This is a genomic window from Thermoanaerobacterium calidifontis (assembly GCF_055381745.1).
The window spans coordinates 2,622,754-2,636,309 of record NZ_AP042436.1; the positions used below are offsets into that span (position 1 = coordinate 2,622,754).

16 protein-coding genes and 1 pseudogene are annotated in these 13,556 nt (G+C 32.5%); 4 read left to right on the forward strand and 13 right to left on the reverse strand.

Annotated elements, in window-relative coordinates:
• Positions 1–189 precede the first annotated feature (189 nt).
• The 4 genes and pseudogenes from ACZ42G_RS13425 to ACZ42G_RS13440 form a co-directional block, all read right to left on the reverse strand.
• Entirely contained in the window at positions 190–951 is a 762-nt protein-coding gene (locus ACZ42G_RS13425) for a helix-turn-helix domain-containing protein (RefSeq protein ID WP_274893637.1), read from the reverse strand.
• Between the two features lie 250 nt (positions 952–1,201).
• Entirely contained in the window at positions 1,202–1,768 is a 567-nt protein-coding gene (locus tag ACZ42G_RS13430; protein ID WP_274893638.1) for a VanZ family protein, read from the reverse strand.
• A gap of 294 nt (positions 1,769–2,062) precedes the next feature.
• Positions 2,063–3,245, reverse strand: a pseudogene (locus tag ACZ42G_RS13435) (IS701 family transposase).
• 223 nt (positions 3,246–3,468) lie between these two features.
• Positions 3,469–4,038 (reverse strand): hypothetical protein, encoded by a 570-nt coding sequence (locus ACZ42G_RS13440; RefSeq protein WP_274893639.1) that lies wholly within the window; start codon positions 4,036–4,038, stop codon positions 3,469–3,471.
• A 357-nt stretch (positions 4,039–4,395) separates the two neighbouring features.
• Between ACZ42G_RS13440 and ACZ42G_RS13445 the strand changes: the two genes are divergently transcribed.
• Positions 4,396–4,905 (forward strand): hypothetical protein, encoded by a 510-nt coding sequence (locus ACZ42G_RS13445; protein ID WP_303263248.1) that lies wholly within the window; start codon positions 4,396–4,398, stop codon positions 4,903–4,905.
• A gap of 100 nt (positions 4,906–5,005) precedes the next feature.
• Here the strand turns inward: ACZ42G_RS13445 and ACZ42G_RS13450 are convergent, their stop codons facing one another.
• On the reverse strand, positions 5,006–6,169 hold the full coding sequence (locus tag ACZ42G_RS13450) for an amidase domain-containing protein (RefSeq protein ID WP_464850838.1): 1,164 nt from the start codon (positions 6,167–6,169) through the stop codon (positions 5,006–5,008).
• Positions 6,170–6,464: 295 nt separating this feature from the next.
• On the opposite strand from ACZ42G_RS13450, the gene ACZ42G_RS13455 reads away from it, so the two are divergent.
• The gene (locus ACZ42G_RS13455) at positions 6,465–6,776 is read left to right on the forward strand and encodes a hypothetical protein (protein ID WP_464850840.1); all 312 of its coding nucleotides are present in this window, start codon (positions 6,465–6,467) and stop codon (positions 6,774–6,776) included.
• A 60-nt stretch (positions 6,777–6,836) separates the two neighbouring features.
• A complete protein-coding gene (locus tag ACZ42G_RS13460; RefSeq protein ID WP_464850841.1) occupies positions 6,837–7,535 on the forward strand; it encodes an ERCC4 domain-containing protein in 699 nt (232 codons plus the stop codon).
• 30 nt (positions 7,536–7,565) lie between these two features.
• Here ACZ42G_RS13460 and vapC read toward each other — a convergent pair whose 3' ends face one another.
• The 3 genes from vapC to ACZ42G_RS13475 all read right to left on the reverse strand — a co-directional run bounded on the left by vapC (position 7,566) and on the right by ACZ42G_RS13475 (position 8,687).
• On the reverse strand, positions 7,566–7,964 hold the full coding sequence (gene vapC / locus ACZ42G_RS13465) for a type II toxin-antitoxin system VapC family toxin (RefSeq protein ID WP_013299076.1): 399 nt from the start codon (positions 7,962–7,964) through the stop codon (positions 7,566–7,568).
• Positions 7,951–8,160 carry a type II toxin-antitoxin system VapB family antitoxin gene (locus tag ACZ42G_RS13470; RefSeq protein ID WP_464850843.1) on the reverse strand — a complete coding sequence of 70 codons (210 nt, stop codon included), beginning with the start codon at positions 8,158–8,160 and terminating at the stop codon, positions 7,951–7,953. Before ACZ42G_RS13470 ends, vapC begins: the two co-directional genes overlap by 14 nt.
• Before the next feature lie 170 nt (positions 8,161–8,330).
• Positions 8,331–8,687, reverse strand: a complete 357-nt coding sequence (locus tag ACZ42G_RS13475) for a helix-turn-helix domain-containing protein (RefSeq protein ID WP_014757384.1) — start codon at positions 8,685–8,687, stop codon at positions 8,331–8,333.
• A gap of 158 nt (positions 8,688–8,845) precedes the next feature.
• On the opposite strand from ACZ42G_RS13475, the gene ACZ42G_RS13480 reads away from it, so the two are divergent.
• Positions 8,846–9,469, forward strand: a complete 624-nt coding sequence (locus ACZ42G_RS13480) for a GGDEF domain-containing protein (RefSeq protein WP_464850845.1) — start codon at positions 8,846–8,848, stop codon at positions 9,467–9,469.
• A 7-nt stretch (positions 9,470–9,476) separates the two neighbouring features.
• Here the strand turns inward: ACZ42G_RS13480 and rlmH are convergent, their stop codons facing one another.
• The 5 genes from rlmH to ACZ42G_RS13505 all read right to left on the reverse strand — a co-directional run bounded on the left by rlmH (position 9,477) and on the right by ACZ42G_RS13505 (position 13,545).
• Positions 9,477–9,956, reverse strand: coding sequence for a 23S rRNA (pseudouridine(1915)-N(3))-methyltransferase RlmH (gene rlmH / locus ACZ42G_RS13485; RefSeq protein WP_464850847.1), 480 nt, complete (start codon positions 9,954–9,956; stop codon positions 9,477–9,479).
• 13 nt (positions 9,957–9,969) lie between these two features.
• Complete coding sequence (locus ACZ42G_RS13490) at positions 9,970–10,137, reverse strand: CxxH/CxxC protein (RefSeq protein ID WP_013789054.1); 168 nt, start codon at positions 10,135–10,137, stop codon at positions 9,970–9,972.
• Positions 10,138–10,150: 13 nt separating this feature from the next.
• Positions 10,151–11,272 (reverse strand): S1C family serine protease, encoded by a 1,122-nt coding sequence (locus ACZ42G_RS13495; RefSeq protein ID WP_274893646.1) that lies wholly within the window; start codon positions 11,270–11,272, stop codon positions 10,151–10,153.
• 80 nt (positions 11,273–11,352) lie between these two features.
• On the reverse strand, positions 11,353–12,603 hold the full coding sequence (locus tag ACZ42G_RS13500; protein WP_464850850.1) for a UDP-N-acetylglucosamine 1-carboxyvinyltransferase: 1,251 nt from the start codon (positions 12,601–12,603) through the stop codon (positions 11,353–11,355).
• 123 nt (positions 12,604–12,726) lie between these two features.
• Positions 12,727–13,545 (reverse strand): two-component system regulatory protein YycI, encoded by an 819-nt coding sequence (locus ACZ42G_RS13505; protein WP_464850852.1) that lies wholly within the window; start codon positions 13,543–13,545, stop codon positions 12,727–12,729.
• Positions 13,546–13,556 lie beyond the last annotated feature (11 nt).

Consider the following 13,556-nt stretch of genomic DNA (forward strand, 5'->3'; position numbering starts at 1 on the left):
TTTTAATTTAAAGTAGCAATCCAAGTTTCAAATACCACCTCCATTTTTTATTCGTTCTGACACTTCTGCTGCTTTAAGTTATTCTGAAAAAATTGCCAGTCGATATTTGATTTCATTATATGTTTCTTCCAAAATTGTGTCAACTGACCAAAAGTACTAATTTTTTTAGTACGAAAGTACTAAAGCATATTACACCAAGTCCATCTTTGCCGCTTTGTATATACAGTCTTTTACATTTTTCACGTTTAATATTTCAAAGATCTTATTCTTGTGATATTTTACATTGCTTATTGATCTATTAATCATTTTTGCAATCTCTTCATCTGTCTTTCCTTCCGCTGTCAGTTTCAAAATCTTTAGCTCTACTTCTTCCAATTTTTCCTCTATCATTTCTTTTTTAAGTAATATAAAATTGTATTCTGTATATTTTGCCATCAAAAACGCCGTAAACACACATTCATCAAATAATCCACATTCAGATGATATGTCTACTATTCCTATTAATTGACAAGTATTGTCAAAGACAGGTACAGCTATGCAGTCTATCCCACTGAGGCACTTAAGATAATGTTCATTCTTTTTGACAAATGCAGTTTCTCCTTCATTTAAAGCAATCGATACTGCATTTATTCCTGCAAATTCTTCTTTTAACTGAACACCTATATTTAAATAAGAAAAACTACTTTTGTTAGGCACAATCAAATCTATTATGATGCCGTTTTCGTCTGTCAATAGATATGTATATTTTTTAAATTGGCCATTAATCTTAGATATTTCATGAATGCTTTTTCTAAAGGCTTTGATTAGCAACTTCTTCTCATCGGAAATGTAAAGATCTGATACAAACATAAATGGCTTTACATCTTGATTAAGTTCTCTTTTTATACACCTTCTCCTTGCCTCATCAAACAAAAATTTATGAGTATCATATTTTATGACTTCATACTTCATCTTGATCTCCCTTATTACAACAAAGTTAAAATATTAACAACTTTCAAAATGTCCAAGTTTATTATTGTATTTTTTCTATAATCATATTTCTACAAAAACTTTTGAATTCCTTTTTATGTAACCAAAACTTAACATTTCTTAATAAATTCTTAATGTTTTTAATAAATTTTTTAATTTTTATCAATAATAAACAAGGGACAGATTAATATCTGCCCTCCGGGAATAAGCATTAATTGTAAATCATATCTGATTATTCAATTTTATTTGCAACATTATTAATATAGTTCACCATAAAAGATACTTTTCTAATTCCTCTTTGAATCATAAACCCCAATATTAATCCAATAATATTCAATATAACATCATTGATATCAGATGTATGATTGGGGTATTTTGTCAAATAATCAATAGTAAATTGAGCGATTTCTATAAATACTGAAACACACAAACCCAACAATAACGTATAATTAAATTTGTTCATATTTCTATATATTATCGGTACAAAAAATCCAAGCGGTATAAAAAGTATAATATTCCCAACCACATTTTTTATAACTATATTAATTGGTTGTGATCTCATAAAAATTATTATATCTTTCATAGGAACAATATTTACATTTGGAGTATAATTAGGCATAGGTGGATAAAATGTGATCGGGAAAAACACTATACTTATTAGTTCAATTGCATATATAATAAACCCCGTCATAAATGTGACTATAACAATATTTTTTGTCGACTTAAATTGTTTTATAATAAGAGGAATGAAGAAAATAAACAAAATAGCTTTTAATCCTATCGGAAAATTTATCCCCAAAATAATCCATCTCCCGAATATAACTTAAATTATTTAGGCTCGATATTGTTTCATAATCTCCAGATGAAGACACAACAATAAAAATCTATTCTTAAATGCTTTTTAATTATCTCCTAAAACTAAATTACATAAATATGGCAGAACGTTCTCTCTTCTATAGCATTCGAAGAGAAAGTTTAGTTCATTTTTTCTTTTAGGTAAACGTCTATTAAACTCTTCAATAAATTCTTCTTTACTTAACTATAGATGAGAAAAATTAATAACAAATATTACCATCAAATAGATACACTCTGCCTATGCTAATTTTAGTTGTTCTAAAATTTCATCAATAGGTACATAGTTTTTAGCTTGTTCATATAGCCATTGAACATGCTGCTTTTGTACTTCTTTACGAACCATTTTTATTCCCTGCCCAAATTTGTAATATTCGTCGCCCGAAGTCGTACAATAAAGGTATGTCAATGATATAAGCCATAATAATCTATCTATTGATTTTGTTGAGATTTAGTCCAAGATTATTCTTTGTCTGTCTAAAAAATATTTCTATAGGCCATCTCTGACTATAGTATTTTAGAATAGTCTCAGTATCTAATTCAGTATCAGTACAGATAAATGCATGTAGAGCCTTCTGATTTTTAAAAGCTTTCTCAGTCCAGCACATTAGAACTACAGCATTATCTATCCCATTTAAGGCTCCTTCATAGCGATATACCCAGTACCTAGAACCATTCACTGTAACGAGGTGAACTTCGTTCTTTTCGATATATTGGGCAAAGTCTTTTATCTGAATTCTAATGCCTTGTGGATAGATAATTCTATTAGTTTTTAGTGCTCCTATGAGATGGTATCCTCTTTCAAAATGCGCTTCTATTACTTTCTTGTTTATGTACCATGAATCACATAGTCCATATGCTGGTCCTTTAGGTATTGGAAGCATAGATACCATTTCACATATTCTTTCGATTTTGCTTTTGCCACCTTTTTCATAGCGTTCGATGTAGTAAGGCAATACTACTTTGCCGCATGATAGCATCATGGTAAGAAGCTGATGTCCCCAAACTTGCTTCCCTTTTAAATGTGATTGATGGAATCCTGTTGCCTGGATAGTATGTTTAGCCTGTGACGAAGGCTTTGTCTTTTCAGCAATAGTATCATCAAAAATCACAAATATCGGCTTTTTGCAAGTTTGGGATAATTCAAGTATAATGCGAATAACTTCTCGCCTTATAGCTCTCCATGCATACTCTATATTCCAAACACCTTGGCTTAAGAATTTACCAAAGGTAGTTCTATGGCAGTTAGCAAAGCTTAAATTAACTATATCAGTAACAGTACCACTATAACCCTTTTGAGTGGCAGCAATTATAAATTCTACAATATGGCGAATAACAGGTTTAGTAAAATATAATGCAAAATTTAATTTCATTAAGTACTGGATTATTGATGAATTTTCTGTTATTCTTTTATTATGAGACATTTGCTCCACTCCTACGGTTAATATTGTTATAGTGCAACAACATATTAATACCATAGAAGTGAGCATTTGTCTCTATTTTTTATTAAATTTTTTCATGTAAGTTTATTATGGTAATTTATGTAAGCTAATTTTCTCATCTATAGTACTTAAATTATTTTCAATGCTTTTATTAAATGCCCACTTTAACAATCCCTCAAGTTCTTGTATTTCATAAGCTGTATATTTATTGAGAAGAGCATATGTATTTTAGACCAAGCCCTATTCCTTTTGCAATGCTATAAGGTACACCTAATCCATTCAGAAGACCCATTACTTGATCTTCAATCGCTTGAAGTGCCAAATCTCCCCATGTAGAAAACTCATCCAATTTATTTGCAATCTTGATAGAATATTTTCTTAGATATTTTGCAGCTTCTTTATTAATATAAGTTTCCATCCATCCAGCTATTTTATCTATCGCACTTGACCTTAACATTCCAGCAATTCTTTTTACAGATAGTTTTAAAGCTTTACCTTTTAAACCTTGTGGTTTAATATTGCCACTTTCTTCTACACTTGTGTCCTTTTGTTGTGCATATTCTGCAGTCATTGATCCATTCTCAACTTTTTGTTTGTCAATTGGATCATTTTCAATAGTTGTATATGCGCGGTTGTCATTAATTGATTTCTTTAAATTTGTATCATTGAACGTTGGATTAGCAGCATAAACTGAACTCAAAGTTGAAATTGAAAGAAGTGTTACAACTAAAAACAATGAAACGAATTTTTTCAAAGTTAAAAACCGTTTTATCATATATTAACATCTCCCTCCCTTCCTTTTAACATAAACTGTTATATGCTACCAGTAATTCTCTTAGCTTCATAATATATCCACTTCATAAATATGTCAACTGACCAAAAGTACTAATTTTTTTAGTACGAAAGTACTAAAACGGTACTTGTCGCATGAAAAAAGTTGTAATGACCTTATTATTATAATAAAATAGATGTGTAATAAACAATTTTTTTGCGAAAAAGCTTGTAAAATAATAGTCCATATCCTCATGTTAAAAACACTGTATTAATATGAAAAAAGACAAAAAAGAATATTATATATGAATACACAAAAACACACAAATATAAAAAGATTATTGAGGGAGATGTTTTTATTATGAAAATTAGATCTTTTTTAGTATTTGTTTTGATATTATCAATTATTATTGTTTTTGCAGGATGTAATTCGAGCCAAAAAATTACAACAACTAATCCTTTAAAAATTACTCAAAATGATAAAAAAATTATATTAAATTATCTGGATACAAAAACAAATGACATTGCTTATCCAAGTAAAGGAAAAATGTATAGTGCATTCGAGCTTTTAGGGACAGACAAAGACAAAATTTACATCTGGTTAGTTAAAGAAGAATATATAAAGACAGGAACTAATCTTGAAAGGGGGCAAGGTGTATCATTACCTGTAGTTCTAAAAATTAAAAAAAGCAGTAAAGGCATTTCAATTATCAGCCATGACTTTCCTAAAGATGGAGTAAACTATAATAAAGATGTAAAAAAATTATTTCCGGCTAATATTAGATTCCCAAATAATGAAGAAATCAAAAATCTTGTAAAAGTTACTGAAACTCGGGCAGAAGAAGGTTTGAAAAATAGTCTTACAAAATAACCGAATATAAGAATATTTTCTTATATCCGGTTATTTTTGGTGTATATAATATTTAGGTATGTTTCTAAAGACCTATAACTTAGCTCTATGCTTTTAATATTTAATAAGAAATAAATTCTATCTCGCTATAATTTGAGATTGCACTAAGTAATGGATAATTACGTCTATTATTTGAGTGTCCTGAAAGTAAAAAATCTTTATTTGTTGTATCATACCCAGAAATAATCATTGCATGTGATGGATAAGTAATCCAATTTGCTATTCCTGAGTAAAATATAACAGAATCCCCACGATATATTGGTAAGTTATAAATTGTTTCATGCCGAGTTACATAATCATCATGTGAGTAATAACTTACATTAGCTTTAGGAGTCCAAAATTCTGCAAACTGTCCAACACTGATCCAAGGGCTTGGATCAGATACGGACCAACTATAATTCAATTGATCTGCATTAATTGGACTCGGGTACGTAGAATTCTTCTTATAACAGTACCAATTTCCCTGCATTAGCATACCACCACCCACATGCATAGCTTGTGACACAAAATTTGTGCAGTCAGAATAACTGCCGTTTGGATTATTAAATGCTGGATAATCAGTGCTATATGTGTTGTAATGATTGTAAGCCCAATCAGCCGCTGCTCCTCCTGAATATGATCCAGCATACGATGAAGCAGTGATTGCCGAATTGGCATTTACAGACTCTTTATTTTGTTTGAGTAAATCTTCTTCTTTTTTTGTATTAGTTGATTTTATTGGTTGAATAAGTTTATTCAAAAATGAGATTGATACATTGTCCTTTGAATCCCTTGCGTATCTTTCTAAATATGCTACTAATATTTTTTTCTCATTTAGATCATTAACGGAAGGATATATTTTTTGTATAGCATGCATTACATTTATTTTGTCATTTTTTATTAATGATGTTGTTTCCTCAATTAATTTTGTATCCTGACAATATTTTTTTATGATATTAGCTACTTTTATATCTTCATTATAGTACTCGGTTAAAGTAGCTATAGATGTCTTTTCTTCTAATTGCGGATCAACCAATGTTTCCGAGGTTGCATTTTCCTGTAGCGACACATTTTCCGTTTTTTCTTTAAAGTACTGCTGTACATATGGATTTTGAGGTATATTTTCCAATGAACTTGCCGCTATGCTTATTCTTGCAGAAACAAATAAAATTGCAACTATTAAAATACTTCCTAAAATGTATCCGATTTTTTTCATACTAACCCACATTCCTTCCTTTTCACTCATGCACAAATAGTAATGTTAGTGTGCTACTAAGTGATATTTTCTGATACATTGTCATTATTAAAATTTTCAGAAATTTCATATGATGCTTTTTTTGTACGCGTAACGAGAACTTACCGGTGATTCTCTTGACTTCATAATATATCCAATTCATAAATATGTCAATTGACCAAAATTACTAATTTTTTTAATACGAAAGTACTAAGATGGTACTTGTCGCATGAAAAAAGTTGTAACAACCTCTTTTTCATAGTAAAATAGTTGTGTAATTATGAATTATGTTTAGGAAAGGGTCATTATGAGCGATCTTTTATGGGTACTTGAATCAACAAAAAGTGATAAATTTCCATACAGGCTTAGTATCAAAAAAGGCGATACAACACTTTTATCATTGTTTGTACAGAATAAATGGCCTGGTGCGGGAAGTCAGATATTTTGCCTTAAAGATACAAGCGAAGGTTCATCTGACAATTATGAAATCGTAGAGAAAGTTCCAATTATATCAATTGATCGATATGGGAAGCGTCTATCTGTAGTTTTAGACCGCGGTTTAAATAAAAGGTGCGAATTTCTATTCCTTAAAAAGAAATACAAAAATAAAGAAGGGTAATACGAACAGATATTTTGGAGAACACAGCAAGGCTTAAAGGAGCACAAGCCTCGTGTTAAATTGACTGCAAAAGGAAGCAACAACCTTCACATATTGATTGATGCAAATGAAAAATACCCCTGGAAATTTACCAATTGCATTGTTGAGAAAGTACAGTTGCCAGCAGGTGATTACGCATTATTTTACAATAATGAAATAGAGGCCATCGTAGAAAGAAAAAGCTTTGAAAACTTTAAAGCCGACATCGCCAATTTGCCAATTTTACATCAGAAGCTGGGTGAATTGGAAAAATATAAGCATTCGGCACTTGTCATTGAAGCCAACTACTCTGATTACTTAAATCCAGACAAATTAGGCGTCTATACGCCATCGTATATGTCAAAGGTGATAGCTGAGATTTTTGCATTTCATCCAAAATTTCAAATTATATTTGCTGGCAATAGAAAATTGGCCAATGAATGGACATTACGGTTTTTCCAAGCCATTGTATCACACGAAAGCGAATCTATACCTGATAGAGTCGCAGAAGAAATATCAGATTATCAAACGAAGAATGACTTTACAGGCGGAATTTACTACGCCATTAGAAAAGAAATTCTTGAAAACATCGATGGAGATTTTACAATAAACGATTTAAGAAATAGATTTGTTAATACAAAAGACTCTACAATTAGAAAGGTACTAAATGACCTTAAAAAAGAAAGTTTGATAATTAGTCATGGCAGAGGTAAAGGCAGCACTTGGACAAAAGTACCGTAAAAAGTCTATATGTACCTTAAAGTAAGCTTATCAATATTCTTTTAAGTTTTTGTCAACTTCAGCAATATAAGAAAAATCTTTGTCATCATGTAGAAGGTATAGATTATTTTCAATTGCAGTCTCTGCTATAAGCAAGTCAATGGTACTACGTATTGTAATTCCTTTCTTTCTGCAAACAAAATAAAGTTTTGCTGCTGCTTCGTAAGATTTCATACCATTTTTTAAATCATAAAACCTCTGTGTACTTAAATATTCTTTCAATAATTTAAATTCTCTATCTGATTTTGCTCCTTGCAAAACTTCCTGGTATATAAAAAAATTTATACCAAACGGCACACCATTTTTTATTACGTCTTCTAATTTTTCTACTTGCTTATTATTTATACCTTTAAAAAAAGCTATCAAAACTGATGTATCAACTAATATCATGATTTTCCCTCATCTTTTTATAATCATAGTTTTCGTCAAATTGTATTCTCCCTTTTAAATCCATTAGATTCTTCTTTTTATGGTTTTCTATTAACTCTTTTAAAGCTATATTGACAATTTCTTTCTTTGTCTTTATCCCAGTTATCTTCAAAGCTTCTTTAATAAGTTCATCATCTATAATGATATTTGTCCGCATAATAATACACCTCCATATGTGTATTATAATACACATTATGCTTTTATGTCAATTGCACAAAAATATTTATAAAATCATTTATATTTGAGGGTTTTATAACATTATTATATGTTTAAATCCTTTAAAAGATAGCAAAAAAATAAGATGCTAATGTAGTAACTGCATCTTAACTATTTTATATATGTAACCAAAAGTTTTAATATTTCTTCTGCAATTTTACGTTCCCTATCTGTACATTTATTAAGCAATTCTATTAGTGCATCCTCTTTTTCTCCATCATTTTTATTTTCTACTTCTCTTATCCCAAATAAGAGATAATCTGTACTTACATGGAGGCTCTTTGCAATACGCACAAATGTCTTTAAACTCATTACTCTTTGAGCACGCTCTATATGCCCAATATACATAGCAGAAACACCTACTGCTTCTGCAAACTGCTCCCTTGTCAAGCCCATCCTCTCTCTTTCCGCTCTTATACGCATTCCTAATTCTTTTAAATCAAAATCACCATTCACCTTTTCATTCACTCAACTTCCACAAAAATTTAATACATATATATATTATTCTGTATTACTGGCTTTATAAATAAACTAAAACGCACATATTTTTATTGCTTAATAGTTTACTTTTTTCTATAATTGCCTTATAATTTTGTATAAAAGTGTGTAAGGGAAAGGTGATATAATTGAAAATTATAGATTTTTGTATCATTTTTTTATTATTTTTAATTACTCTGATTACCTACTATACTGCCAATAGTATTGTTTTTATACTAATACAATTCTTTATCTGTATCATAATATGTATTTATACATATGTACTTAAAAGCAATGCAAGAATAGACAAGTTAACCAGTTTATACAACAGAAAATATTTCGACTATATTTTATCAGATGAATTAAAACGCTTAAAAGGTGGGACTAATTTGGCTCTTTTGATTTGTGATGTTGATAATTTTAAATTAATTAATGATACGTATGGACATGTAACAGGTGATACTGTACTTGCAGAATTAGCAGATATTCTAAAAGTAAATATAAGAAAAAGTGATACTGCTTATCGTTATGGAGGAGAAGAGTTTGCTATAATTATGCCTAATACAAATTTCAATGAAGCAAAAGTTGCAGCAATGAGAATTAAAAACGCAGTAGAAAAACATTATTTTAAAACAAATGTTACTGTTACAGTTTCTGTAGGTGTGGCAGTCACACATTATAGAGTAAGTGCTATAGACATTGTTATAATAGCTGATAAGGCACTGTACATAGCCAAAAAGCAAAAAAACACTGTTGTATGTTTAGAAATGTAAAAAAACATCACTTATGGTACGTCTCACCCTTCATTATCTTAAATGCCCTGTAAATTTGTTCTACCAATATAAGCCGCATAAGCTGATGTGGAAATGTCATCTTTGAAAATGACAGTTTCAAGTCTGACATAGATTTTATATCGTCGTGTAAACCTAATGACCCTCCTATCACAAACGTTATATTAGAATTGCCCGCTGTCATAACATCTTCTATATAGCGGGCAAATTCCACCGAATCCATTTGTCTACCTTCTATGCAAAGGGAAATTATAAAGCTTCCCTTTCTCATCTTATCGATGATCTTAGAGCCTTCTTTCAACATAATTGCTTCTTTTTCCTTTTCGCTTAGGCCTTCAGGAGCTCTTTCATCGTTTACTTCAATTATGTTTATATTGCAGTATGGCTTCAATCTTTTGACGTATTCCCGTATTCCATCTTCTATAAATTTCTCTTTTATCTTTCCAACTGCAATTACGTCTATATTCAAAATTCTCCCTCCATTATACGACAAGGTACTTAGGAATGTCATCGCAAAAATCGCACTTATGAGGTGCCAACCAATCAGTAAATGATACATCGTCAAGCATGTATATATCTGGCGGTTGCTCATATACATCTACAAACTCTTCAATGGCATCCTCCAAATGTTTTTCACAAACAACATACATAACAATATTCTCCTCATTTTCCTAACGTTATTGTAGTCATCCCGATATTCCCCGTCAATGTCCTGTATTTCACACTTACTTTGTCACCTATATTTTTCGAATATATTACAGTTTTAAGCTGTACCATTGTATCAACAGGTTTACCATCGACCTCTAAAAGTATATATCCTTTTTTGATACCAGCTTTTTCTGCCGGCCCTGCAGGATCTATGTCAGCAACGTATATCCCTTCCGCTATAACTATATCTGCATTTATATAGCTGGCTATCTCTCTGTCATATCCCACTATTCCTAAATAAGGTGCTTTAAATGTACCTGTTGCAATCACTTTTTTAATGATAGGCTTTACAATATTGATTGGTATGGCAAAGCCCAATCCTTCCGCTGTCGTAACCTTCGCCGTATTGATGCCTATTGCATTTCCTTGAGCATCCACTAAAGGGCCACCGCTATTGCCAGGATTTATCGACGCATCCGTCTGTATCAAATCCTCCATGATTTTTTGTTTGTTATTTTCCTCTATTGGCAAGCTTCTGTTTAAAGCGCTTATTATGCCAGATGTCACTGTCCTTTCAAAGCGAAGCCCTAAAGGATTGCCTATGGCTATCACCGTCTGACCAACTTGAACTTTATCTGAATCTCCCAAAGGTATGGTCGGAAGATTTTTGGCGTTTACCTTGACAACCGAAAGATCCAATGTAGAGTCAGACCACAAAACTTTACCAGGAAGCGTACTTCCATCGCTTAAATAGATGGTAAGTTTCTTCGACTCAGGACTTGCCACATGGTTATTTGTAATAATGTACCCGTTTTTGTCCACAATAAATCCGGATCCTACACCTTCTACCTGTTTTTCCAATATGTAATACTGCCTTTCATACTCGATAGACGATATTCCAACGACGGCCTGCGTATCTTTTTTCGCCACAGCTTCTGCTATCGTAGAAGGCTCTGCTTTAGGTATTATAACTTCTTTCTTAAGCGGAGCAGTATTTGTATATGGTAAAGGTATCACCTTCCCCCACAAGAATTTTGGAGCAATGTATGTAAAAACAAGTGAAGTAATCACAGCTATTATTACAACTGTCGTGAGATACGACGGTCTTTTTACATTTCTATCATCGCCGCTTTGCATCATATCACCTCACAATTATAATGTGTATTATGAGGTGATTTATTCTATATTTATGTACAAAAATAAGTCCTAATGAGGACTTATTTTACCCTTTTTATGTCTGCGCCTAATTTTTGCAGTTTTTTCTCCATCGACTCATATCCTCTGTCGATATGGTAGATATTCTTAACCTCTGTAGTGCCGCTGGCCGCAAGTCCAGCTATCACCATAGCTGCGCCAGCCCTTAAGTCAGTAGCTGTAAGCGGCGCACCAGTAAGCTTTTGAGTTCCTTCTATGACAGCTATGCGACCTTCCACCTTTGCATTGACGCCCATCTTCTTAAGTTCATCTAAGTATTTAAACCTGCCTTCATACACATTTTCGGTTATAACGCTGACCCCATCCGCAAGAGCCAATAATACTGCCATCAGTTGTTGCATATCTGTAGGAAAACCTGGATATGGCTGTGTCTTAATGTCTACTCTTTTCAACCTGCCATCTGTGGTAACTCTCAGTTCTTCATCATACTCCTCGATTTTCACACCCATTTCAGACATCTTCGCGATTATGGACTCTAAGTGTTTCGGTATTATGCCTTTTACAATGACATCCCCATGTGTTGCTGCCGCAGCCACCATATACGTACCAGCTTCTATCTGATCAGGTATGACTGTATGTTTACAGCCATGAAGCTTGTCTACTCCGACGATTTTTATGGTGTCTGTACCAGCACCTTTTATGTTAGCACCCATTGCATTTAGGAAATTTGCCACATCAACGACATGAGGTTCTTTCGCACAATTTTCAAGTATTGTAGTACCTTCAGCTTTACAGGCAGCTAACATCAAATTTATAGTAGCACCTACGCTTACAACATCAAAATATATATGATTCCCCACTAACTTATCTGCTTTTACCCTTATTATTCCGTGTTCTATAGTCGTTTTTGCGCCCAATGCTTCAAATCCCTTTATGTGCTGATCGATTGGCCTCACGCCTATATTACATCCGCCAGGCATGGCTATAGCAGCCTCTTTAAACTTGCTTAAAAGTGCACCTATAAGGTAGTACGAAGCCCTCATCTGACTTGCCAATTCATGGGGAGGGCAAAATGAGTTGATGCCTGCCGGGTCTATCGTCATCTCGTGTTCTTTCTTGATGGTTTTCCCACCAAGATACTGAATCATTTTGCTAAGCAATTCTATGTCGTTTATCTCCGGCAAATTGTCAATACTACTGGGAGTATCTGCTAAAAGAGCAGCAGGAAGTATGGCAACAGCAGAATTTTTCGCCCCACTAATCTCAACTGTTCCTTTAAGAGGTATTCCTCCATTTATAACAAACTTATCCACTGTTTAATCTTCCCTTCAACGAATCTAAAAAACTTCACAATCATACATATATACTTTAATACAATTTCAACAATTTTACAAGCGTTTTTGCAAAAACATCTTGCACAAAAGGAGAGGTAATTTTTACCTCTCCTCAAAGTTTCCCGTATACGCATTTATGTAGTACACCGTATTTTCCGTCGTTATCCTCCATGTAGGTATTGCTTCGCCGGTATCGGCATTTCTCCAGCTAAAAAAGTATACTGGCCTTATGTCTTTTACTACGATGCTTTTGCTGCCTTCATTTACATCTAAAAGCTTTAAAAGTGCACTTATTGGAGGTATGATCTCTTTTTTATCCTTCTCCTCTCTCAAAGGTATAAGCCATGTTGATTCAAAAGAAAATACATCTCCTGATATGACGCCTTTCATGTAGCTTACATCGACGTTAATGCCATTGTATTTTTCCGTATACTCAACAGTGTATTTGTCCCCATCTGTGTACTGCCTTAATGTTGAATACTCCTCTTTAAGTTTCTTGTCATTTACAAAGGATATTATGTAGTGAAAAGCTTCATCGCTACTCATCTTGGCAAACTTTTCGTCTTTAACCTGAAAATATAAAAAGCCGTTTTTAACTTCTAATGAGCCATTGTTAAATGTGTAAAGTGAACCATCGCCATTTGACACGTACTTTAAGCCTTTCAAAAAATTTTCCTCTATGTACCCTTTGCTGTAGTTTTTAAGCTTTACCAAAAGCATAGGCATAGGCTTGTAATCATCAGGTATTTTAGCATTCACCACAATGTTGCTTTCTTTCAAAATCTCCATCATTTTACTCATATCGGCAAAAGATGGAACAGAATTGTTAGTTTCTGCTATGCTTAAGTTTCCCATGTAAAGTATCAAATTTAGTACAGCAAATATAATAATCAAGATCGTTTTCGCCTTTGACCAGTCCATTTAAAACACCA

What these genes read in the sequence shown, in the direction of transcription:
- ACZ42G_RS13425 (WP_274893637.1), bottom strand. Translation starts at nt 951, where the DNA reads ATGAAGTATGAAGTCATAAAATATGATACTCATAAATTTTTGTTTGAT.
- ACZ42G_RS13440 (WP_274893639.1), bottom strand. Translation starts at nt 4,038, where the DNA reads ATGATAAAACGGTTTTTAACTTTGAAAAAATTCGTTTCATTGTTTTTA.
- ACZ42G_RS13445 (WP_303263248.1), top strand. Translation starts at nt 4,396, where the DNA reads ATGAAAATTAGATCTTTTTTAGTATTTGTTTTGATATTATCAATTATT.
- ACZ42G_RS13450 (WP_464850838.1), bottom strand. Translation starts at nt 6,169, where the DNA reads ATGAGTGAAAAGGAAGGAATGTGGGTTAGTATGAAAAAAATCGGATAC.
- ACZ42G_RS13455 (WP_464850840.1), top strand. Translation starts at nt 6,465, where the DNA reads ATGAGCGATCTTTTATGGGTACTTGAATCAACAAAAAGTGATAAATTT.
- vapC (WP_013299076.1), bottom strand. Translation starts at nt 7,964, where the DNA reads ATGATATTAGTTGATACATCAGTTTTGATAGCTTTTTTTAAAGGTATA.
- ACZ42G_RS13470 (WP_464850843.1), bottom strand. Translation starts at nt 8,160, where the DNA reads ATGCGGACAAATATCATTATAGATGATGAACTTATTAAAGAAGCTTTG.
- ACZ42G_RS13490 (WP_013789054.1), bottom strand. Translation starts at nt 10,137, where the DNA reads ATGTATGTTGTTTGTGAAAAACATTTGGAGGATGCCATTGAAGAGTTT.
- ACZ42G_RS13495 (WP_274893646.1), bottom strand. Translation starts at nt 11,272, where the DNA reads ATGCAAAGCGGCGATGATAGAAATGTAAAAAGACCGTCGTATCTCACG.
- ACZ42G_RS13505 (WP_464850852.1), bottom strand. Translation starts at nt 13,545, where the DNA reads ATGGACTGGTCAAAGGCGAAAACGATCTTGATTATTATATTTGCTGTA.